The organism is Streptomyces sp. NPDC054783, from assembly GCF_053611725.1.
This window is the reverse complement of record NZ_JBSHAY010000017.1, coordinates 14,008-35,846: the sequence shown is the minus strand read 5'-3', so window position 1 is coordinate 35,846 and position 21,839 is coordinate 14,008. Positions and strand designations below refer to the sequence as shown.

General features: G+C 69.6%; 20 protein-coding genes and 1 pseudogene. 14 read left to right on the top strand and 7 right to left on the bottom strand.

Annotated features, from left to right (window positions below):
* Positions 1 to 39: 39 nt before the first annotated feature.
* Together ACWGJ5_RS27115 and ACWGJ5_RS27110 are read right to left on the bottom strand one after the other, a co-directional pair.
* Positions 40 to 261, bottom strand: a complete 222-nt coding sequence (locus ACWGJ5_RS27115) for a DUF397 domain-containing protein (RefSeq protein ID WP_453312280.1) — start codon at positions 259 to 261, stop codon at positions 40 to 42.
* Positions 254 to 1,048, bottom strand: a complete 795-nt coding sequence (locus tag ACWGJ5_RS27110; protein ID WP_453312279.1) for a helix-turn-helix domain-containing protein — start codon at positions 1,046 to 1,048, stop codon at positions 254 to 256. Before ACWGJ5_RS27110 ends, ACWGJ5_RS27115 begins: the two co-directional genes overlap by 8 nt.
* A 162-nt stretch (positions 1,049 to 1,210) precedes the next feature.
* On the opposite strand from ACWGJ5_RS27110, the gene ACWGJ5_RS27105 reads away from it, so the two are divergent.
* From ACWGJ5_RS27105 to ACWGJ5_RS27085, 5 genes and pseudogenes are all read left to right on the top strand, one after another.
* Positions 1,211 to 1,471: a hypothetical protein gene (locus ACWGJ5_RS27105; RefSeq protein WP_453312278.1), complete on the top strand. Its 261-nt coding sequence runs from the start codon at positions 1,211 to 1,213 to the stop codon at positions 1,469 to 1,471.
* Between the two features lie 26 nt (positions 1,472 to 1,497).
* On the top strand, positions 1,498 to 1,836 hold the full coding sequence (locus ACWGJ5_RS27100) for a hypothetical protein (RefSeq protein ID WP_453312277.1): 339 nt from the start codon (positions 1,498 to 1,500) through the stop codon (positions 1,834 to 1,836).
* Positions 1,837 to 2,050: 214 nt separating this feature from the next.
* On the top strand, positions 2,051 to 5,611 hold the full coding sequence (locus ACWGJ5_RS27095; protein ID WP_453312276.1) for a type I restriction endonuclease subunit R: 3,561 nt from the start codon (positions 2,051 to 2,053) through the stop codon (positions 5,609 to 5,611).
* 5 nt (positions 5,612 to 5,616) lie between these two features.
* Positions 5,617 to 6,405, top strand: a complete 789-nt coding sequence (locus ACWGJ5_RS27090) for a M48 family metallopeptidase (protein ID WP_453312275.1) — start codon at positions 5,617 to 5,619, stop codon at positions 6,403 to 6,405.
* A 258-nt stretch (positions 6,406 to 6,663) separates the two neighbouring features.
* A pseudogene (locus ACWGJ5_RS27085) lies at positions 6,664 to 6,876 on the top strand (thiamine pyrophosphate-dependent enzyme); the annotation flags it as partial.
* Between the two features lie 79 nt (positions 6,877 to 6,955).
* On the opposite strand, the gene ACWGJ5_RS27080 reads toward ACWGJ5_RS27085, so the two are convergent.
* On the bottom strand, positions 6,956 to 7,330 hold the full coding sequence (locus tag ACWGJ5_RS27080; RefSeq protein WP_453312274.1) for a hypothetical protein: 375 nt from the start codon (positions 7,328 to 7,330) through the stop codon (positions 6,956 to 6,958).
* Positions 7,331 to 7,674: 344 nt separating this feature from the next.
* On the opposite strand from ACWGJ5_RS27080, the gene ACWGJ5_RS27075 reads away from it, so the two are divergent.
* On the top strand, positions 7,675 to 8,478 hold the full coding sequence (locus ACWGJ5_RS27075) for a helix-turn-helix domain-containing protein (RefSeq protein ID WP_453312273.1): 804 nt from the start codon (positions 7,675 to 7,677) through the stop codon (positions 8,476 to 8,478).
* Positions 8,475 to 9,314 (top strand): helix-turn-helix domain-containing protein, encoded by an 840-nt coding sequence (locus ACWGJ5_RS27070; RefSeq protein ID WP_453312272.1) that lies wholly within the window; start codon positions 8,475 to 8,477, stop codon positions 9,312 to 9,314. The genes ACWGJ5_RS27075 and ACWGJ5_RS27070 overlap by 4 nt, the downstream gene beginning before the upstream one ends.
* A gap of 15 nt (positions 9,315 to 9,329) precedes the next feature.
* On the opposite strand, the gene ACWGJ5_RS27065 is transcribed toward ACWGJ5_RS27070, so the two are convergent.
* Both ACWGJ5_RS27065 and ACWGJ5_RS27060 read right to left on the bottom strand, forming a co-directional pair.
* Positions 9,330 to 9,551 (bottom strand): DUF397 domain-containing protein, encoded by a 222-nt coding sequence (locus ACWGJ5_RS27065; protein WP_453312271.1) that lies wholly within the window; start codon positions 9,549 to 9,551, stop codon positions 9,330 to 9,332.
* An 8-nt stretch (positions 9,552 to 9,559) separates the two neighbouring features.
* A complete protein-coding gene (locus tag ACWGJ5_RS27060) occupies positions 9,560 to 10,411 on the bottom strand; it encodes a helix-turn-helix domain-containing protein (protein ID WP_453312270.1) in 852 nt (283 codons plus the stop codon).
* 203 nt (positions 10,412 to 10,614) lie between these two features.
* Between ACWGJ5_RS27060 and ACWGJ5_RS27055 the strand changes: the two genes are divergently transcribed.
* From ACWGJ5_RS27055 to ACWGJ5_RS27045, 3 genes are all read left to right on the top strand, one after another.
* Entirely contained in the window at positions 10,615 to 11,031 is a 417-nt protein-coding gene (locus tag ACWGJ5_RS27055; protein ID WP_453312269.1) for an ATP-binding protein, read from the top strand.
* Between the two features lie 32 nt (positions 11,032 to 11,063).
* Positions 11,064 to 11,984, top strand: a complete 921-nt coding sequence (locus tag ACWGJ5_RS27050) for a hypothetical protein (protein WP_453312268.1) — start codon at positions 11,064 to 11,066, stop codon at positions 11,982 to 11,984.
* Positions 11,985 to 12,104: 120 nt separating this feature from the next.
* Positions 12,105 to 12,425, top strand: a complete 321-nt coding sequence (locus tag ACWGJ5_RS27045; RefSeq protein WP_453312267.1) for a hypothetical protein — start codon at positions 12,105 to 12,107, stop codon at positions 12,423 to 12,425.
* 110 nt (positions 12,426 to 12,535) lie between these two features.
* On the opposite strand, the gene ACWGJ5_RS27040 is transcribed toward ACWGJ5_RS27045, so the two are convergent.
* Together ACWGJ5_RS27040 and ACWGJ5_RS27035 are read right to left on the bottom strand one after the other, a co-directional pair.
* Positions 12,536 to 14,815 (bottom strand): ArnT family glycosyltransferase, encoded by a 2,280-nt coding sequence (locus ACWGJ5_RS27040; RefSeq protein ID WP_453312266.1) that lies wholly within the window; start codon positions 14,813 to 14,815, stop codon positions 12,536 to 12,538.
* Between the two features lie 72 nt (positions 14,816 to 14,887).
* Positions 14,888 to 15,256, bottom strand: coding sequence for a hypothetical protein (locus tag ACWGJ5_RS27035; RefSeq protein ID WP_453312265.1), 369 nt, complete (start codon positions 15,254 to 15,256; stop codon positions 14,888 to 14,890).
* 91 nt (positions 15,257 to 15,347) lie between these two features.
* On the opposite strand from ACWGJ5_RS27035, the gene ACWGJ5_RS27030 reads away from it, so the two are divergent.
* The 4 genes from ACWGJ5_RS27030 (at position 15,348) to ACWGJ5_RS27015 (ending at position 21,833) form a co-directional block, all read left to right on the top strand.
* A complete protein-coding gene (locus ACWGJ5_RS27030; protein WP_453312264.1) occupies positions 15,348 to 16,271 on the top strand; it encodes a serine hydrolase in 924 nt (307 codons plus the stop codon).
* Positions 16,272 to 16,395: 124 nt separating this feature from the next.
* Complete coding sequence (locus ACWGJ5_RS27025; RefSeq protein ID WP_453312263.1) at positions 16,396 to 17,427, top strand: esterase-like activity of phytase family protein; 1,032 nt, start codon at positions 16,396 to 16,398, stop codon at positions 17,425 to 17,427.
* Positions 17,428 to 17,538: 111 nt separating this feature from the next.
* Complete coding sequence (locus tag ACWGJ5_RS27020) at positions 17,539 to 21,309, top strand: ABC transporter ATP-binding protein (RefSeq protein WP_453312262.1); 3,771 nt, start codon at positions 17,539 to 17,541, stop codon at positions 21,307 to 21,309.
* A gap of 128 nt (positions 21,310 to 21,437) precedes the next feature.
* Complete coding sequence (locus ACWGJ5_RS27015) at positions 21,438 to 21,833, top strand: hypothetical protein (protein ID WP_453312261.1); 396 nt, start codon at positions 21,438 to 21,440, stop codon at positions 21,831 to 21,833.
* The last annotated feature ends 6 nt before the right edge of the window (positions 21,834 to 21,839 follow it).

Here is a 21,839-nt window from a genome sequence, read left to right as displayed (position 1 = left end):
CTCGCTTTTACAGAGGCACTGATGTGTTTCTGGGGGTACTCAGGCAAGGAACTCGCTGTTCTTTACGGCTGCGATGAACGCTGACCAATCGGCGGCGGAGAAGACCAGTGGTGGGCCCTGCGGAACCTTGGAGTCGCGGACGGGCACGCCCGAGGGGTAGGCGTCCAGGACCTCGACGCAACTGCCCCCTTCGTTGCCGCTGTAGGAGGACTTACGCCAACCAGTCAGCGTGGCAGCATCGGAGATGGTGTGTTCAGTCACGGTATCCGTAGTCCTTCGCTATCGCCCTCATCAGGGCGAGTGACTCTTTGAGTGGCATCGCGTCGCCTAACGCCAGATCGTAGGTGGCCTCAAGCCGACGGACCAGGGCTGGGCTGTCGTGGATCTTGCCCATGTGCAGGCCCTCGCCGTAAGCCACCGGCGGTTGGTCCTCGAAGTCCATGAGGGTCAGCATGCCTTGCATGAGTGGGTGGCATCCGAGGGTGTAGGGCAGTACGTGGATGCGCACGCGTTGTTTCTCGGCAAGGCGCACGAGGTGAATGACCTGTTCCGCCATGATCTCGGGCCCGCCTACAACGCGCCGCAACACCGCCTCGTCAAGCAGCGCCCACACTGCGGGAGTCGCTGGATCGTCAAGGATCTTCGCGCGCTCAAGCCGTGTGACAACGAGCCTGTCACACTCCTCTTCACTCGCCGGAGGAAATCCCACGCTCAGGACCGCACGCGCGTACGCCTTTGTCTGCAGGATGCCTGGCACGAACGAGAGCCCGAACTCCCGGATCATCACCGCCTGCTGTTCGAGCAGCCGCGCTGCTTCGAAGTAGTCGGCGACCGCGACGTCCTGCTCTGGCAGGAAGCTGCTCAGCACATCCCCGGTGTTCAGCGCCTTATCCAGGCGTCGAGCGTCCTCCTTCGAAGGGATACGGCGCCCCGCCTCGATGTGGGCGATGTGCGAACGCGTCATCACCGTCATGTCGGCGAGCTGCTGCTGAGTCAGCCCCGCCGCTTCCCGCTGCTGCTTGAGCCAGTCACCGTAAGTGCTGGTCACGGCCACCCCTTTGTGACAAATGCCTGGTCACACTCGACCCTCTGGCGAGCCTAGCCCGACCTGTCTCACGCTGTGAGTGGATCGCTACAGAACGCGATACCCCCGCGACCGTGCGACCGGTCCGGGGGCGTGGCCATCAACCAATCCAAGGAAGTTGACGACATGAGTCACCGTACCGCTCGTCTCCTCAAACCGGTGCTCCGGCTCCTGCGCCGCCCACACCGGGGCGCTGTCTCCGCTGCCCCCGAGCAGCGGGGGTGCTGGTGCCTCGACTCCTCTCTCGTGGACGCTCCGCACCTGAGCGGACCGACCGTCCACCACACCGGCTACCGGCCCCCGACGCCGCCGGCGACGATCGCCGTGTTCGGGATCGGCATGGGGTCGTGTGGCATGCTCGCGGCACGTACGGAGGCTGCCAGGTGAAGAGCGGTGTCACCGGTGCCCACGGTATGAACGGTCCACGCCTGTTGCCCTGGATCGGCGCGGAAAACAAGCCCTGCTACCTCGTCAGTGACGGCACCGGATATCTCTCCCGCGTCGCCGACACCATCGAGAGCGTGCAGCTCGGCATGGCGGGTGATCTGCTTGGTCACGCCACCGACATGCTCACCGACCACAAGGCCACTCCCGCACAACTCCACTTCCTGGTATCCCGCATGGCCGAGGCTCTCCGTGACGTCCATCGCATCGCGGAGAGCCGGGGTGCCCGCCTTCCAGTACCCGCGTACGACGGTCTCGACGAGATGGCCGTTCCTGACGACACCGAGAGCCCCGTAGCGGAAAGCTGACCCACCCCCCTGCAACGCCACCTCCCCTGTGCGAGGGTGTGGCACTTCATGCGGAAGTGCCACACCCTCGCGAAGACCCGAACGTCCGATACATCCCTGGCCTCCACTCCACTCCACTCCACTCGGCCGGATCCCTCCCACCCCTCCCGCCCAAGGCGCAGAATGGATCACCTGAGCGGGCGGCAACGGTGAACGTTGGGGGAAGGCGCGGCGCATGGCAGTACAGGTGGAGCGGGACGAGGTGGAGCGGCCCTTCGTCGCGCAGCTGACGGCGATGGGCTGGACGCACGTTCCTGGTACGGAGGTTGGCGCGCTCGACGTTGACACGCCGCTCCTCGTCGACACACTCAAGGATGCCCTTCGGCGTATCAACGTCCGGGCGGCGGACCGCGAACCCTGGATGGACGACACCGACGTTGCCCGCTCCATCGCCGAGTTGGCGTCCGCCCCGCTCGGGCAGGGCATCGCCCAGGCCAACTTCGACGCCACCGACCTGCTGCTCAGCGGATACGTCCTCACCGGGCCCTCCACCGCGCACGGCGGCGCCTCCGCCACCGTCCAGTACATCGAGTGGCACCCCGACCACGTCGCGCTCAACGACTTCACCGTCGTCGACCAGCTCCGCGTCAAGAACCGTTCCGGTGACGTGTCGATACTCGACATCGTCCTCTTCGTGAACGGCATCCCGCTCGTCGCCGTCGAGTGCAAGAGTCCCGATCTCGCCGAGCCCGTACGCAGCGCCGTACTCGATCTGCGGCACTACGCCGACGACCCGATCGAGGACGACGAACGCGCGGGAACCGACCTCCCGCTCCCCGGCGGTGTACCGGAGCTGTTCCGTACCGTGCAGCTGCTGGTCGCCGCGACCGGCGAGACCGCCCACCTCGGGACCGTCACCTCCACGCCCGACCACTACTATCCGTGGCGCAGCCTCGCCCCGGAGAGCGAGACCACCCTCCGGGCCGAGCTGCCCGATCACACGGGCAAGCTGACCGAGCAGCACAAGCTTGTCGGCGTCGTCCTGCGGCCCGCCGCCCTCCTCAACTTCGTGCGGCACTACGTCATCCCGCTGCCCGTCGAGACCGACTCCGGCGCCGTACGGACCGTCAAGGTGGTCGCCCGCCACCAGCAGTACCGGGCCGCGGAGAAGGCCGTACGGAAGCTGATCACCGGCCGCCCGCGCGGCGGCCCGGTCCTAGACGACGAGCGCGGTGGTGTCATCTGGCACACACAGGGCTCCGGCAAGAGCCTGACGATGACCTTCCTGGTACGCCGGGTCCATCTGCATCCGAAACTCAGCGAGTTCACGGTCGTGATCGTCACCGACCGTACGCAGTTGCAGGACCAGCTCTCCGAAACCCTGAAACTGAGCGAGTCGGACGTCGAGACGGCCGAGACGCGCACCCAGATGGAAGGGCTGCTGAGGGATGGCGGACGGCGCGTCGTCTTCGCCATGATCCAGAAATACGGCGGTGGGTTCACCTTCGCCGCCGAAGCAGAGGGCGACGGTGACGACCGGGACCTCGCCGGCGAGTACAAGGCCGCCGAGCAGGCCCGGAAGGGCAAGCGCCGCAAGAGCCCGCCGCCGGTCCCGAACTTCCCCGAGTGCAACACCTCGTCCGACATCCTCGTCCTCGTGGACGAGGCGCACCGCTCGCACACCAGCGTCCTGCACGCCGCACTGCGCAAAGCCATCCCGAATGCCGCGAAGATCGGGTTCACCGGTACGCCCATCATCACTGGTGAGGAATCGGACACCCGCCGTATCTTCAGCGGTGGTCCGGACAAGGGCTTCCTCGACGAGTACCGGATGGAGGACGCGGAGCGCGACGGCGTCGTCGTGCGCATTCGCTACGAGGGGCGTACCGGCGAGGGCAAGGTCCAGGACAAGGACGGTCTGGACCGCGCCTTCGAGGACCTGATCCGCGACCGCAGTGACGACGAGCGGGCCGCCCTGCTCAGGCGCTGGCCCACCGAGCGTGACGTAGCCGAGTCCTGGCCGATGATCCGCAAGAAGGCCGAGGACATGCTGGAGCACTGGGTGTGCTGGGTGCTCCCCGGCGGCGGCTTCAAGGCTCAGGTCGCCGCCGTCAGCCGGAAGGCCGCCGTCGAGTATCACCATGCTCTGCGCCGGGCGCGCGACCAACTCCTCGCCGACCTAGCGGACTTCAAGCCGGAGTCTGTTCAAGGGATCCCGGTCAAGGAGCTGCCCCAGCGTCTGCGCTACCTGTACCAGGCTTACGAGTACCGGGCGCTGCTCCGTCGCATCGACTTCGTACCCATCATTTCCCCGGGCGCGGAGCGCAAGCGCCGAAAGTGGCTGCACTGGACTGACCCGAACCGGCAGAGGGCGTACATCGAACGCTTCCATGAGGCGTTCCCGCATCTGCCGCCCGAGCTGGACTGGGTCGCCTTTACTCCCTTCAACGTCCCGGAGCCGGACGTTCCGGAGGACGGTCTCGGGGCCGACACCCCCTGGTCCGACATACCCACCGGGGAACCGGAACCGCCACAGGGACCTTCGAAGGCCGCCGTCCCCGACCCCGTGCACCCGGAGAGCCCCATCGCCTTCCTGATCGTGAAGTCGATGCTGCTCACCGGATTCGACGCCCCGCGCGAGCAGGTCCTCTACCTCGACCGGCCGATCCGCGACGCTGAGCTGCTCCAGGCCGTCGCTCGGGTCAACCGGCCCGCGCCGGGCAAGGAGGTCGGCTATGTCGTCGACTACTACGGCGTCTTCGAGCACCTCTCCAGCGCGCTCGCCGACTACCGGCAGGTCGACGTCGACGACACCATGCGCAGTGTCTCCGAGGAGGTCCTGGACCTGGGACCCGCCGCCAGCGAGGTGCGCACCTACCTGAGCGGACACGGTGTCACGGACGCGGACCTCACCGACCTCGCCCGGCTGCGAGGCGCCGTGCTGGCCTTCGAGGACGAGACGGTGCGCCTCGGTTTCGACGAGGTGCTCCACGAGTTCCTGGCAGTCCTGGAGCGAGTGCTGCCGCACGAGGACGCGCTGGACTATCTTGCCGACGCCCGGCGTTGGGGGATGCTGCAGAAGCGCATCCGGCGGCTGTACCGGGACGACACGGGCGGGACGTTCACTCTGCGCCGGTACGGCCGCAAGGTGCGGGCGATGATCGCCGACCATCTGGAAGGGCCGGAGGTCGAGCAGGTCATTCCGCCTGTGTCACTCACCTCGCCCGCGTTCGACGACATGGTGCGCGAGCTGCCCCCGCGCGAGGCCGCGGCCGAGATGGGGCACGCCCTCCGGTTCCATCTGGAAGAACGGGTCAGGAGGGAGGACCCGGAGAAGTACGACAGGCTCTCCAAGCGACTGGAGGAGATCCTGAAGCAGATGCCCGGCCGCTTCGAGGAACAGGTGGAGGAGTTCGAAACGCTCATCGAGCAGGCCCGGCAGGAGGACGAGGAGGACCCGGCGCTCGCCGGCCTCAGCCCGCTGGAACAGCGCGTCCACCGCCTTCTGGACCAGCTCCTGGAAGACGACCTGGGTGTCGAGGGAGGCGGGGCCGACATACGCTCTCTGGTCCTCGTCGTGTGCGACACCGCAGCGAGCGTGATGTCCAAGGCCTCTTACCAGGGACAGCACCAGGACATCAACTTGCTCGCGAACGGGATCAAGACGCAGTTGATCCGCGGTGGAGTCAGGCCTGCGACTACCGACTGGGAGCCACTCACCAGCATCGCTCAACGACTCGCAGCGTACGCGGAGAACAACCGGCAGCAGTTTCTGGCTCGGGCCAGGGGAGAATAGGGCGCGTGACCGCGCTCGCAGAGAAATGCCAGGACCGGACACCCGTCGACGGTGACTGGGTCTCCGTCGACGGTTTCTCCCTGCGTGTGCGCGCGAGTGCCCGCAGGAAGCGGTTCGCGCTCACCGTGGAGCCGGACGCGACCCTGACGCTGCATGTTCCCGAAGGGCGACCGAGTGCGGAGGCCGAGGGCTTCGTGCGGGCGCACCGGGAGTGGGTGGTCGCGAAGCTCGGTCAACGGGAGCGGACTCGGCCGCTGAATCCCGCCAAGCGGCTCGCAGAGGGTGAGGTCTTCCGCTACCTCGGGCGAACGTACCGTCTGGCTGTGTCGGACAGCACACCGGCAGACGGCAGGGTCCGGCTGGCCGCAGGGCGGCTGGTCATCGCCCGCAAACACACTGAGGACGCGGCGGAAGGTCGTACGGCACTCGTCGACTGGTACTGCCGGGTGGGACGGTCTTGGGCCGGCAACCGGCTTCAGCCCTGGGCGGCCCGCATGGCGGTGGGCGAGCCCGAGCTGGATGTGCGGGACCTGGGGCAGAAATGGGGCACGTACCAGCCGGGTGACGGGGCGAATGGGCAGGGTTGGATGAGCCTGGGCTGGCCGCTCTTCCAACTTCCGATGCACCTCGTCGACTACGTCATCGCGCACGAATTGGCGCATGTGAAAGTGTCGGGGCACGGAGCGGACTTCTGGCGACTGGTGAGGCTCGCGTTGCCGGAGTACGAGGAACGTCGCACCGAACTCGATGAGCTGGGGCGTCGTATGTGGATGGGGGAGATTGAGCGGCAATAGCCCGGCACGCGCTGTGGGATGCCGAACAGCCCCTGACCGTGGCGGCCAGGGGCCGCTGCCTGTCAATGCCTCAGCTCACGTCCGAAGCGTCCAGACAGTAGATTGTCGACTGGTTGCTCTGCGACGTCGCCTCAGACAAGGGCTTCGACGACGAGTTGGGCGAGCGTGACTTCGCGGCCGGAGGGCTCGAAATCGAGTCGCCCGCACCCTCCTTCACCAGTGTCCTATACACCTTCACCTGAGCCATGACCTCGGCACCTCCGCGAGTACATGACGGACGCCTTCGGCCAACCGACGGCGACGGAACTGACGCGCCCCGACTATGTGGCGCTGGCGGAGTCCTTCGGGGTACCGGGCGTCCGTACGACCCCGGAGACCCTGGAGGAGGACCTGGCGCAGGCGCTGGCGGCGCCGGGCCCGTCGGTCGTCGTCCTCCCGGCGGTGCTGCGGATGTTCGCGCCGACGCATCTCGGTCAGGAAGTGCACGGCGCCGCCCCGGCGCGGGTGCGGAACCTGCGCCGGGGCGGACCGTCCGGGGCCGAGGACGGCCTCAGTGGCAGGTGCTGGAGCTGCTGATGTAGACCTGCGTCGGGTGCGCCCCGTTGAAGGCCCATCCCTCGCCGGGCTTCATGCAGATGGCCGGGTGGTTGGAGAACCTCACGTAGGCCACGTCGTCGTGCCGGGTGTTGACCGCGCCCCTCGCCTTGCGGCTCGCGCCGAGCTGCTGCCAGTACCCGGTGTCCTTGAACTTCCCGGTCATCGTGTTGCCGTTGTAGAAGCAGACGTACGGATACGGACACGTCGGGCGGGCCGCGGACGACGCGGCGTGCGTGGACGCCGAGGCGGCCTGCGCGGAGACGGCCAGGCCGCTGCCGGCCATGGCACACGCGGTCAGGACGGCTGCGGTCGCGATGCGGAATCGCATGGATGCTCCTTGGTGTCGGTTGCCTTGAGGCGGCCCGCCCCACCCCCGTGGGGACGGGCCGCCGGGTGCCTGGGGCGGTGCGGGGTGGACCGCACCGCCCGTCGTGCACCACCGACTGTGCGGGGCGGGCCCAGGACGGGTACAGGCCTGCCCGGCAAGTGCCGTCGGTGCGGGACGTCCCACCCTCCGACCTGCGAGAACGCCCTGCGCGCTGAGTCACCGGCGGGACGCGCGTACGCCGGTGGTGTGGCCGGAACCGTGTGTTCGAAAGGCCGTTCAGGGGAACCACGGACGCCTGGTGGGCATCCTCGTCCGGGGGAGTTGCAACAGACATGGGGTGGAACATGTCTCGTTGGAAGCAGTTGCCGGACTCGCTCGACCCGCGAGTGCGACGACTCGCCGTACAGATGCGCCGTATGAAGGACCACAGCGGTCTCGGCCTGCAGGCGTTGGCCGCCCGGACGGGGTACAGCCGTGCCTCGTGGGACCGCTACCTCAACGGCCGGTCGTTACCGCCGCGGGAGGCGGTCGCGGCACTGGCCCGCGCCTGCGACATCGACCCGGCCCGGTTGTTGGCCCTGCACGAGGTGGCGGTGGCGGCGGGGCAGGGCAAAGAGCACGGTTCCGGCCACGCGGCGGAGGCGGGACCGAACGAGGAGAGACAGGACGCGGGAGGAGACGGCCGAGGACGGCGGATACGTGCTGCCGTACTGGCGTCGGCCCTGCTCTTGACGGTGGTGATCGCCCTGCTGGTGGCCGCGCCCTGGGACGGCGGCGGGGAACGGACCGCCGGTCGGCCGGTCCCCGCGGATGCCACGGAGTCGGCCCAGGGGACCGGAGCGGCGGCGAAGGGGGCGTTCGTGTTCCGGGCCGGCAAGGACTACCCCTGCAAGGTGCACCGTGCCGAGGACGGCCTGCTGTACGCGGGGTACAGCAAGACCCGCGTCGACCTGATCGGCATGGGATCGTCGCAGTGGTCCGTCGTAGAGGCGCAGTGCCTGCTGCGCCACCACGGCTTCTCACCGGGGATGGCCGACGGGGCGTTCGGCTCCCGCACCGAGCGCGCGGTGGAGCGGCTGCAGGACCGGGCACACCTTCGCGTGGACGGGGTCGTCGGCGAGGACACCTGGGGGGCGTTGCGGAAATGACCTCCGGTGACCCGTCCGCCGACCGGCCGCTGGAGTGCGAACGGCTGGCGGAGACACTGCGCGGGCTGCGGGCCCGGACCGGGCTGAGCCTCGCCGCACTGGCCGCGAAGACGCCGTACAGCAAGTCGTCCTGGGACCGCTACCTGAACGGCAGGACCGTCCCGCCCCGGCAGGCCGTCGCGGAACTGTGCGAACTGGCGGGCGAGGACCCCGGGCGCGCGCTCGCGCTGTGGGAACTGGCCGACGCGGTGGCCAGTGGGCGCGCGGCGGGCGGGCGTGCGTCTGCTGGGCGTGCGGCGGGCGGGGACGTGTCCGGTGGTCGCCCGGTCCGGCGCCCGGCCAGGGGCCTGCTCGCCGTGATCGTGGGCGGTGGACTCACCCTCACCGCGACCGTCCTGACGCTGGTGGCCACCGGCGCCCTCGGGGGGTCCGGCACGAGCGCATCCCCGTCCCCATCCCCCTCCGCACCCGTACCGGTGAAGGGATGCCACGGCACCGGCTGCACGGGCAAGGACCCCGAGATGTACGGCTGCGGAGCGGATCCCGTGCCGGTGACCCTGGGGCGGCAGGGCTTCCCCGGGCCGACGGTGGTGAAGATCCGGCACAGCACGGCCTGCGGTGCGGTGTGGGCGCGGATCGACCTCGGGAAGGTGGGGGACCGCGCGGAGATCCTCGTACCGCATCACGCGCCCTGGCGGATCCAGGTCAAGAACCGTTACGACGCCAAGGACTCCCTGTCGACCCCGATGGTCGCCGCCACCCCGTCCGACCTGGACCAGGTGCGTGCCTGCCTGGTCCGGGACGGGAAGCGGCACTGCTTCGGCCCGGAGCGGTAGGGCTGGTCGGAGCCATCAACCACGGAGGCCGCGGAGGCCTGTCCGTGCGGACTGAGCCTCCTTCAGGTTCTTGACGAAGTGGACGAAGGCGCCGACAGGGAAGGTGAGGGTGGCTCGGGCGGGGGCTTTTGAGTCGCGGACGGCTATGTGGGTGTCCAGGTCGGCGACTTCGACACAGTCGTTCCCCTCGCCTCCGCCGGAGAAGGACGACTTCTTCCATGAGGTGGGGGTGATCATGCTGGTCCTCACAGCTCCTTCGCCAACTGGTGGATGAGGTCACGCGACTGCTCGGGGGGCAGTGCCTGTTCCTTCACCTTACGGAAAACTGTTCGAAAGTGCTCCAGTTGAGCTTCGGAGTCGATGAAGGCCGTGCCGTGCGGAGCGTCGCGTACGACGGTGTCCAGCCGGGGGACTGCTCCACCGAGGTGCACCATGGTGCTTCCGGCTCCCGCGAAGTCGTGCAAGGCGAAGGGGATGACCCGTACGGAGACGTGGTCGGCCTCGGACGCTTCGAGGATGCGGCTCAGCTGAGTCCGGGAGGCCGCCCGTCCGGCGACCTGGATGCGGAGTGCCGCCTCATGGATCACGGTCTCGTACGGGATGGGCTCGGGCCCGTCGATGACGACCCTCCGCTTCATCCGGTGCTCCACGCGGAGGTCCACTTCGCTGTCCGGGAACTCGGGATTCAGGTAGGCGAAGAGGGCTCGGGCATAGTCCTCCGTCTGGAAGAGCCCCGGTACGTGGATGACTGCGACGTCGTTGCGGAACGTCGCGTGATGGTCCAGCTCGGCGAGATCCTGGTAGGCGGCGGGAAGGACGCTTCGGTACTCCTCCCACCAACCTTGGGTCCGGTCGGACCCGATAGCTACGAGGGCGTCGATCAGCTCTGCATCGGCGCAGGCGTAGTTGGCAGCCATGCGACGCAGGCGCTGCTCACTCACCCCCGACGTACCGGCCTCGATCTGACTGATCTGAACGGAGTTCACACCGAGCATCGCGGCCGCCTCGCGGGAGCTGAGGCCTGCTGCCTCCCGGAGTCGGCGCAGTTCCACGGCCAGCCGCATTTGCCGCGCTGTGGGTTCGCGCTTGGTCCCCATCGGCCGTTCCTCGTTTCAACACGCCTGATCATGCGACTCGTTCGGGGTCAGATTACGGGATCGGCTTGCTTGCTCTTAATTCTAAGGTCTACCTTCGGTGACGTAGCGCACACGCAGCGGAAGCGCACCGTACCGTCAGTCATGACGGCTGCGGCAGGCCACCGCGCGCGAACCTCCCACTCACCGACTGGAGTCGATGCCGCATGCCCGAAAACGAAACCTGGGACTACACGCTCTACATCCCCAACGACCTCAGAGCCGTGACCGTCTGCCGCCGCACCCTGCGCCTGATCCTGACCCTGCACGGTCTGATCGGCCTGGTGGACACGGCGGAGCTGCTGGCGGCGGAGCTGGTGTCGAACGCCGTACGGCACACCAAGGGGCCGGCCGCGCTCAGGGTCCGCCGAACCCCGGAGGGCACCGTGTGGATCGGGGCGTGGGACACCGACCCGGCGCCGCCGGACCCGCCGCGTCCGCTGGAGCAGGTGGCGGAGCTGGAGTGGGAGCAGGGGCGGGGGCTGGGGCTGGTGAAGGCGTGCGCGGAGTACTGGGGGTGGCAGCCGTCGGCCAGGTTCGGGGACCGGGGGAAATTCGTGTGGTGCGAACTTGCGGCGGCGTAGCTCGTTGATCACCGCGATGGAAAGGAGAGCTGATGGTCGGCTCGTCGCATGAGGCGTTGCACCGGATCTTCCAGAAGGATCCGACACTGCTGACGAAGGCGTTACAGAGGGTCCTGCACGTGCCGTTCCCCGAACCGAGGGAGATCGCGGCACTGAATGTGGACCTGACCGAGGTCGAACCGGTCGAGCGCCGCGTGGACACGCTGCTCAGGGCGGAGACGGACGAGGGCACGTATCTGCTGGTGGTGGAGTCGCAGGGGAAGGTGGACGAGCGCAAGCGGGGCAGCTGGCCGTACTACCTCTCCTACCTGTACGAGAAGTACCGCTGCGAGCCGGTGCTCATCGTCATCACCCAGAGCAGTACGACAGCGCGGTGGGCCTCGCGCCCGATCCGGCTCGGCTTCCCGGGCTGGGAGTCGCTGACGGTACGTCCGCTGGTGCTGGGTCCGGACAACGTGCCGGTGATTGCGGACGAGCGGCAGGCCGAGAAGGACGTCCCCCTTGCGGTGCTCTCGGCCATGACACACGGGCGTGGACCGCAGGCTGAGGCCATACTGGAATCCCTGGCCGCCGCCCTGCGGACCATCGACCCCGACAGTGCCGCAGTCTTCGTGCAGTTCGTCGACTCCTGCCTGGCCGACCCCCAGGCGAAGCAGATGTGGAGGGATTTGATGACGGCGATCCAGTACTTCTGGCGACACCCGCTGGCCGAACAGGTACGCGAGGAAGGCAGGGAACAAGGTCTGGAGCAAGGGCTGGAGCAAGGCCGGGAAGAGGGCCGCATCGAGGATCGCCGGGAGATGATCCTGCACATCCTGGAATGGCGCCGCGTCTTCGTGCCCGACACCGTCCGCGCGCGAGTGGAAGCCTGCACGGACCTGGCCCAGCTGGAGACCTGGGCCCAGCGTGCCGTACACGCCGCCGACGCGACGGAACTGTTCGCCACGGAGTGAGCAAGTGGCCGTTGGGTTGGGTGCGTACCGTGATGAGGGGCGCGGTGGCATCTCGTATGGGCGGTCGTCGGTGTCCGTCTTCGCCACGAGCATGCCCCCGCCGCCGATCTGGACCGCTTCATGACCGCGCTGTTCCGGGGCCGCCTTCTCCCGACCGCCCAGCAGAAGCTGGTATTCGAGGTGCCGGCCGCGACGAACGGCACCGACAACACCAACTCCTCTGGCTCGTCGGCCTGTTACAGCATCGGCGGACTTCTGCGTTACCAGCTCCCGAATGGTGCGTACGCGTGGGGCAAGACCGGGTCCCGCCCCGGCTGGGACAACGGGTTCTTCGCCACCCGCGACCTCGGACATCGCCTGGTGTACTCCCTGAACCCGACCGGGAACGGCAATGACCCCCCGTACATCAAGGCCCTCGTCAACGCCGCGCTCGCCGACTGACAGCCGGACCGTCCCCCCGGTCTGTGGGAAGCCCGGTCCCAGATCGCGTCGACGCGACAGCGCGCCAAGGGTGCCGGGTGGCTCTTGGCGCGCTGTGTGGTCCGTCTTTCTCAGCTCACGTCCGACGGGTCCAGACGGTAGATCGTGGACTGGTTGGTGGAGGAGGCCGAACTCTTGCTGTACGCGCTCTCCTTCACCTTCGTCCCGTGCTTCTGCACCCAGGAAGTGACCGCCGAGCTGACGGTGTTGCCCCCGCCGCCGGGTCCGCCGCCCATCATGCCGCCGCCCAGCTGGATGTAGTGCAGCTCGCCCTTCTTCACCAGTTCCTTCAGCTTGGCGACGGTCATGGCGTTGTCGCTGCCGGTGAAGCCCCACATGGAGATGACGGGCTCCTTGGCGGTCAGCTCCAGCTGTGCGGCGGACTGGGAGTTGGACACGGCCAGCAGCCAGATGGCGCCGTCCTGGTGCTTCTTCAGGTAGGCGATCAGCTCGCTGCTCGTCTCGCCCCCCATCCCACCCCCGGGGCCGCCGCCGAAGCCGCCGCGTCGGTCCGTGCCCGAGCCGCCTGTGCCGTCGGCCTCTCCGGTGCCGCCGGGGAAGCCGCCCGCTTGGCCGGCGCCGCCGGGTGCCTGGCCGGATCCTGGGAGCCCGCCGTTCTCGCCGGTGGTGCCACCGCTCGGCAGTTCCCCGTTCCCGCCGCCCGGCGCCATCTGCCCGCCCCCGGGCAGCTCGCCGTTCGCACCGCTCGGCATCCCGCCGGCCTCGGTGTTCCCGTCGCCCTGCCGGGTGCCGCCGGGGAAGCCGCCCCGGCCCCCGCCAGGCCCGCCACCGAAGCCGCCGCCGGTCGAAGGCCCCGCCGTGGGGTTCGTACCGCCCATGCCGCCACCGGAACCCGACGGCACCGACCAGGCGTACGCCGCCGGGCCGGCCACCGCCGCGACCACCGCCGCGACGACGGACGCGGCCAGCAACTGGGCCCTGCCGCCGGTGCGAGAGTTGCCGGTGTGAGAGCCGCCAGTGCGGGAACTGCCGCCGCGGGAGACGAGCATGCCCACGATCCCGGCCACCGTCAGCAGCCCCACCGCCGGCCACAGCCAGGTGTTCCAGCCGGAGGCCCGGCGCAGCAGGACGATCGCCCAGATGCCGGTGACGGCGAAAGCGAGCGGCAGCGCCCAGGCCCAGCGCTTGTCGGCGCGGAACGCGTTCAGCAGCATCACGCCACCGCCGCCGCACAGCGCCGCGATGCCCGGGGCGAGTGCGGTCGTGTAGTAGGGGTGCATGGTGCCCTGGGCCGTGGCGAAGATCAGGTAGTGCAGCAGGGTCCAGCCGCCCCAGAGGACCAGCGCCATCCGCTTCAGGTCGGTGCGCGGGGCACTCCCGCACAGCACCAGGCCGCCGATCAGCGCGATCGCCGAGAAAGGCAGCAGCCACGAGATCTGCCCGCCGAGGATGTCGTTGAACATCCGGCCGAGGCCGGAGGTGCCGGAGAAACTCGCGCCGCCCCCGCCCCCGCCGCCTCCGCCGTTGCCCTCGCCGCCGAAGACGCGGCCGAGGCCGTCGTAGCCCATGATCAGGTCCCAGGCGGTGCCGTCCGTCGAACCGCCGATGTACGGCCGGTCGGCGGCCGGGACCAGGGAGACGGCCAGCGCCCACCAGAAGCTGGAGACGGCCAGGACGACCGCCGAGAGCAGCAGGTTGACGACCCGCCTCAGCCACGGGGCCCGCGACGCGTAGAGGTAGACCACGAAGACGGCCGGCAGCGCGATGTAGCCCGCGAGCAGCTTGGTGTTGAAGGCGAGACCGAAGCAGGCCGCCGAGCCGAGCAGAGGCAGCAGTCTGTCGTCACGGGTGGCGCGCAGTGCGAGGGCGGCGCCCGAGACCATGAGGAACACCAGCAGCGTGTCGGGGTTGTTGTCGCGGTTGATGGCGACGGTGATCGGGGTCAGGGCCAGCACCAGGGCGGCCACGGCCGCCGCGCCATGACCCCACACCCGCTTCACGGACGTGTGCAGGATCCAGATCGTGGCCAGCGCCACCACGATCAGCGGCGCCATCATCTGCCAGGTGCCGAAGCCGAAGAGGCGGCACGACAGGCCCATGACCATGAGTGCGAACGGCGGTTTGTCGACGGTGAGGAAGTTGCCGGGGTCCAGCGACCCGAAGAACCAGGCCTTCCAGCTCTTCGTACCGGCCCAGACGGCACCGCTGTAGAAGGTGTTGAGGCTCGACCCGGAGAGGTTCCAGGTGTAGAGCACGGCCGCCAGAAGCAGGATCGCGAGCAGCACGGGCAGCGACCAGCGGGGTGCGCGCTCCGGCGGTGCGGCGTCCGGTGCCGGGGGGGCCGGGGTCGTGGTCGTCGTGTGGGAGAGGGGATCGGTGGCAGATGTCACCAGTGCACCATGCAGAGCGGCGATGGGTGCGGGCTGTGCTGCACCTGGGGGGAAGCTGTGGGGTGGTGAGAGTCAGGTGAGCAGCTTGGGGAACTTGTCCCGGAATTCTGCGATCTGGGCGTCGTAGCCCGCCTTGAACGCGGCGAACCCCGGGTCGTTCAGGTTGCCGTGAGGCACGTTTCCCCCCTCCAGGAAGCCCGGTACCGACCGGAATGCCTCGGCTGCCGCTTCCCACGGCTCGCCACCCTTGTCGCGCGCCGTCGTCAGGAGCTCGTACAAGTCCCGTTTCACGTCGTTCAGGCGGCCTTGTGGGTGGTCCCCCGTGGGCCGCTCCTCCGGTGTGCGCAGTCTGGTGTCCTTCCCGGCGGCCAGGCGGAGAACCGCCAGTGCCGCGAACAACCGCCCCGCCTGGCTGAGTTGGCCCTTCTTCTGTTCCGGCATGAGCGAATCATTGCCACGTGCCGGACCTCCCGAACTCCTCCCGCCGGAACAGGTGTACAACCATTCGGCCGGTTCCGTGCGTCAACGGGGTATGAATCCCCGGACCTCAAGGCGTACCGGCGCGCTCGCCGCCGCCCTCGGCGCCGCGCTGCTCATACCCACCGTGGCCGCTGCCGCCCCGGCCGCCGCGGCCACGCCCTCCGTCAGCTGTACGTCCGCCAAGGCGGGCCTCGCCGCCAAGCTGCAGAAGGACATCACGGCCGCCCTGGCCAACCGCAGGAGCACCGTGGCGCTCGGCCTGTACGACCGCAGCACGAGCACCACCTGCACCCTGCGCGCCACCAGCTCCTACGACTCGGCCAGCACCGTCAAGGTCACCGTGCTCGCCACGCTGCTGTGGGACGCCAAGAAGCACAACCGCTATCTGACCGACCGCGAGGTCTCGCTCACCAAGGCCATGATCACCAAGTCGGACAACGACGCGACGACCGCGCTGTGGAAGCAGCTCGGCCTCACCAAGATCAAGGGCTTCCTCGCCGCCGCCGGGATGACGAAGACCGTGCCGGGTGCGAACGGCTACTGGGGCCTGACCCAGGAGAACGTCACCGACGAGCAGAAGCTGCTCAAGCTCGTCACCGCCAGGAACAGCGTGCTGAGCGACAACTCCCGCGCCTACATCCTGAAACTGATGGGCGAGGTCATCTCCGCGCAGCGCTGGGGCACCCCGGCGGGCGCGCCGTCCACCGTCTCCGTGCACGTCAAGAACGGCTGGCTGCAGCGCGCGACGCACGGCTGGCGGGTGCACAGCCTCGGCACCTTCAACGGCGCCGGCCACGACTACATGATCTCGGTGCTGACCCAGGACAACAGCACCATGGACTACGGCGTCACCACCATCCAGAACGTCGCCAAGGCCATCCACAAGGACATCGTGCCGACCACCTCCGGCACGGCGGTCTACACCCCGACCAGCCGGCCCAGCGAGGCGTTCGTCGCCGTGCCCCCGCAGGGCTGACGCAGAGCCGGCCCCGCACAAGCCGGTTCGTGAGCCGGTGCTCGAGCCGGTTCACGGGACGGATCGCGAGCCGGTTCACGGGACGGTCTCCCGCAGGACACCCGCCCGTCCTACGGTGACCGGCATGCGCCTGAGAACCGTACTCGCCACCCTGACCGCCGGCCTGGCGGCGGCCACCGCCCTGACCGCCGCCGGGCCCGCGAGCGCCACCGACTCCGCGAGCGGCAACGCCTGTTCGCCGTCCGTCTCCATCGACCGCTTCTCCGACGCGCTCGACAAGACGACGTACGACGGCACCTTCGTCGGCAACTTCTCCGCCCTCGCGGTGGACCGGGACGGCTCGCTGGCCGCGCTGGAGGACCGCTCCTCCCTGTTCACCCTGGACCCACGGACGCTCCAGCCGAGGTCCGCCGTCCACCTCGCCGACGAGAAGGGCGCCGACCTCGACTCCGAGGGACTGGTCATCGACGGCGACGGCACCCGCCTCATCACCTCCGAGACCGAGCCGTCCATCCGCCGCTACTCCGCCGACGGCAGGATCCTCGACCGGCTCCCGGTCCCCTCCCCCCTCCTCGTCGTCCCGGCCGGCCGCGCCACCGCCAACCAGACCTTCGAGGGCCTGACCCTGCTGCCCGGCGGCCACACCCTGCTGGCCTCCATGGAGGACGCGATCTCGGGCGACTCGACGGGGATCGTCCGCTTCCAGACCTGGCAGCGCACGAAGGGCGGCCCCTTCCGCCTCTCCGCCCAGTACGCCTACCGCACCGACGCCGGCCTCGGCGTCCCGGAGGTCCAGGCCACGCCCGACGGCCGCCTCCTCGTCCTGGAGCGCGGCTTCACCTCCGGCGTCGGCAACACCGTCCGCCTATACCTGGCCGACCTCCGCCACGCGACCGACACCAGCGACACCGAGAACCTGACGGGACAGCCGTCCGTCCGCCTGATCAAGAAGACCCTGCTGACCGACATCGCCGCCTGTCCCTCCCTCGGCGCCACGGCCAAGCAGCCCCAGCCGAATCCCCTGCTGGACAACATCGAGGGCATGACGATCACCGGCCGTGATCACCAGGGCCGCCTGAAGGTCCTCCTGGTGAGCGACGACAACCAGAACCCGGCCCAGACGACGAGGTTCTATCACCTGCGGGTACGCGCCTGACACCCGCGAGTACGCCTCCGAACCCGCCCCCGGTTTGTTGCAGGGGGATGAAATCGGCCCCCATCCGCGTTGGTGCCTTCCGGTAGACCAGGACAACAGGAAGGCACCCGCGTGGCAGCGCAACGGGGATGGACACGACGCCTGGCGGCATACGCCTGGCGGTATCCGAAAGACGTCGTCCTCGCCCTCGGCTCCTCCCTGGGCGGCATGGCCGTCATGGCCGTCGTCCCGCTGATCACCAAGGTGATCATCGACGACGTGATCGGGAACCACACCCGCTCCATGGCCCCCTGGGCCGGTGCCCTGATCGGCGCGGCCCTCCTCGTCTACGTCCTCACCTACATCCGCCGCTACTACGGCGGCCGCCTCGCCCTCGACGTCCAGCACGACCTGCGGACCGACATGTACGGCACGATCACCCGCCTCGACGGCCGCCGTCAGGACGAGCTGTCCACGGGGCAGGTCGTCGGCCGGGCCACCAGCGACCTCCAGCTGATCCAGGGCCTGCTCTTCATGCTCCCGATGACGATCGGGAACGTCCTGCTCTTCCTGATGTCCCTGGTGATCATGGCGTGGCTGTCGCTGCCCCTGACCCTGGTCGCCCTCGCCGTCGCGCCCGCGCTCGGCTGGATAGCCAAGCGCAGCCGCAGCAAGCTGCACCCCGCCACCTGGTACGCCCAGGCGCAGGCCGCCGCCGTCGCGGGCGTGGTCGACGGCGCCGTCAGCGGTGTCCGCGTGGTGAAGGGCTTCGGGCAGGAGGAGCAGGAGACCGGCAAGCTCAGGGAGGTCGGGCGCAAGCTGTTCGCGGGGCGGCTGCGCACGATCCGGCTGAACAGCAAGTACACCCCGGCCCTCCAGGCCGTCCCCGCCCTCGGTCAGGTCGCCATGCTGGCCCTCGGCGGCTGGCTGGCCGTGCGCGGGCACATCACGCTCGGCACCTTCGTCGCCTTCTCCACCTACCTGGCCCAGTTGGTCGGCCCGGTCCGCATGCTCGCGATGGTCCTCACCGTCGGCCAGCAGGCCCGCGCCGGCACCGAGCGCGTCCTGGAGCTGATCGACACCGAGCCGACGCTCCGGGAGGGCACCAAGACCCTCCCGGCCGACGCGCCCGCGACCGTCGAGTTCGACGACGTGTCCTTCGGGTACGGCAGCGGGGCCAAGGTCCTCGACGGGCTGACCTTCGAGATCCGGCCCGGCGAGACACTGGCCGTCGTCGGCTCCTCCGGCTCCGGCAAGTCCACCCTCTCCCTGCTGCTGCCGCGCTTCTACGACGTCACCCACGGCGCGGTCCTGATCGGCGGCCACGACGTCCGCGAGCTCACCCTGGACAGCTTGCGGGCCGCGATCGGGCTCGTCCCCGAGGACTCCTTCCTCTTCTCCGACACCGTGCGCAGCAACATCGCCTACGGCCGCCCGGACGCCACCCAGGAGGACATCGAGGCCGCCGCCCGCGCCGCCCAGGCGGACCGTTTCATCGCCGAGCTCCCCGAGGGCTACGACACCAAGGTCGGCGAGCAGGGCCTGACCCTCTCCGGCGGCCAGCGCCAGCGCGTCGCACTCGCCCGCGCCCTGCTCACCGACCCGCGGCTCCTCGTCCTCGACGACGCCACCTCCGCCGTCGACGCCCGCGTGGAACACGAGATCCACGAGGCCCTCAAGCACGTCATGGAGGGCCGTACGACCCTGCTCGTCGCGCACCGCCGCTCCACCCTCAACCTTGCCGACCGCATCGCCGTCCTCGACGGCGGCCGGCTCGCGGACCTCGGCACGCACGAGGAACTCCAGCAACGCTCGGCCCTCTACCGCCGGCTGCTCACCGACCCGGACGAGCTGGGCGGGGTCTCCCCGGGCCGGGTCGAGCCCGCCGTACCGCGCGAGGACACCTCCGTCCGCGAGGAGCTGGACGCCGAGTTCGACGCCGAGCGGGGCGTGACCCCCAGGCTGTGGACCGGCGACCGCGAACCGAAGGACCAGGCGCTGTCCGGCACCCCCGCCACCCCGGAACTCCTCGCCCTGGTGGAGGCGCTGCCGCCGGCCACCGACACCCCCGGCATCGACGAGGCCCGGGCGATCCTCCCGGAGGACTCCTACGGCCTGCGCCGCCTGCTGCGCGGCTTCGGCCTGCCCCTGCTGCTCAGCCTGCTGCTGGTCGCCGTGGACGCGGGCGCGGGCCTGCTGCTGCCGGTGCTGATCCGGCACGGCATCGACGCGGGTGTGACGAAGATGGCCCTCGGCGCGGTCTGGGCGGCGTCCCTGCTGGGCCTGGTCACCGTCCTCGTCCAGTGGGTCGCGCAGATCGGCGAGACCCGGATGACGGGCCGTACCGGCGAGCGGGTGCTCTACACGCTGCGGCTGAAGATCTTCGCCCAGCTCCAGCGGCTCGGTCTCGACTACTACGAGCGCGAGCTGACCGGCCGGATCATGACCAGGATGACCACGGACGTCGACGCCCTGTCCACCTTCCTCCAGACGGGTCTGGTCACGGCGTTCGTCTCGGTCGTCACCTTCTTCGGCATCATGGGCGTCCTGCTGGTGATCGACCTCCAGCTCGCGCTCGTCGTCTTCGCCACCCTGCCCCCGCTGATCGTCGCGACCTTCTTCTTCCGCCGGGCCAGCGTGAAGGCGTACGAACTCGCCCGGGAACGCGTCTCGGTGGTCAATGCCGACCTGCAGGAGTCGGTCGCCGGGCTGCGGATCGTGCAGGCCTTCCGGCGCGAGCGGGACGGCGGGCGGCGGTTCGCCGAGCGCAGCGACAGCTACCGGCGCGCCCGCATCCGCGGCCAGTGGCTGATATCGATCTACTTCCCGTTCGTGCAGCTCCTGTCGTCCGTCGCGGCGGCCTCGGTGCTGATCGCGGGCGCGGGCCGGGTGGAGGCCGCCACCCTGACGACCGGCGCCCTGGTCGCCTACCTGCTCTACATCGACCTGTTCTTCGCGCCGGTCCAGCAGCTGTCCCAGGTCTTCGACGGCTATCAGCAGGCCACCGTCTCCCTGGGCCGCATCCAGGAGCTGCTGCGCGAGCCGACGTCCACGAAGCCGGCGGACGAACCCCGCGAAGTGCCGTCCCTGCGGGGCGAGATCGCCTTCGAGGACGTGCACTTCGCCTACGGTGACGACGAAGAGGCGCTCACCGGCATCGAGTTGACGATCCCGGCCGGACAGACGGTGGCCTTCGTCGGCGAGACGGGCGCCGGCAAGTCGACCCTGGTCAAGCTGGTGGCGCGGTTCTACGACCCCACCGCGGGCCGGGTCACGGTCGACGGCACGGATCTGCGTGCGTTGGACCTGGCCTCGTACCGGCACCGCCTCGGGGTCGTCCCGCAGGAGGCGTACCTCTTCCCGGGCACCGTCCGGGACGCCATCGCCTACGGCCGCCCCGACGCCACCGACGCCGAGGTGGAGGCGGCGGCGCGGGCGGTCGGCGCGCACGAGATGATCGCCACGCTGGAGGGCGGCTATCTGCACGAGGTCGCCGAGCGCGGGCGCAACCTCTCGGCCGGCCAGCGCCAGCTGATCGCGCTCGCCCGCGCCGAACTCGTCGACCCCGACGTCCTGCTCCTCGACGAGGCCACGGCCGCCCTGGACCTGGCCACCGAGGCCCAGGTCAACCAGGCCACCGACCGCCTGGCGGGCCGCCGTACGGCCCACCCGTCGCCCGACCACCACCCCTCGACGAGCGCTTACGCGCGCACCACCCTGATTGTGGCCCACCGCCTCACCACGGCGGCCCGCGCGGACCGGGTGGTGGTGATGGACCGCGGCCGGGTCGCGGAGGACGGCACCCACGACGAACTCCTCGCCCGCGACGGCCGGTACGCCGAACTGTGGCGCACCTTCGTCGGCCGCCCCGAACCGGAGGAGCCGGTCACCGCGTCCCGCTGAGGCGACCCCGCCCACCCCCCCCGTCGGCGCGTGTCGCTGACGGCCGTGCAACCATCCGGCATACGTCGTGCGTCCGTACATCAGTACGGCTACTGGGGGAGTGCGACCGTGGTACGGGGAGGACGACAGTGGACAGTAGTGGGATACGCAGGCGTCTGGCGCTCGGTACGGCCATGCTGGCCGCGAGCGGGGTGCTGGCGCTCGTGACGTCCGGCACCGCCCAGGCGAGCACGGCCGGCGGCTGCGCCGGGCACGAGGTACGGACCCTGCCGTTCAGCAGTGGGGTCACCCACGTCTACAAGCGCGACGGGTACGTCTGTGCCGTCACCGTCGCCCGGCACCCGGGCCCCGCCCAGACGATGTCCGTCAGCGTCCAGGCCCGCGGCACCCGCCCGGTCGTGGACACGGGCAGCTACCGGCACCACGCGGGGCCGGTGACGGTCTACGCCGGCCACCGCTGCGTGTGGGTCAAGGGCGCGGTGGGGTCCCGGGGGTCGGTCAGCTCGGGGTGGATCTTCTGCTGACGGCCG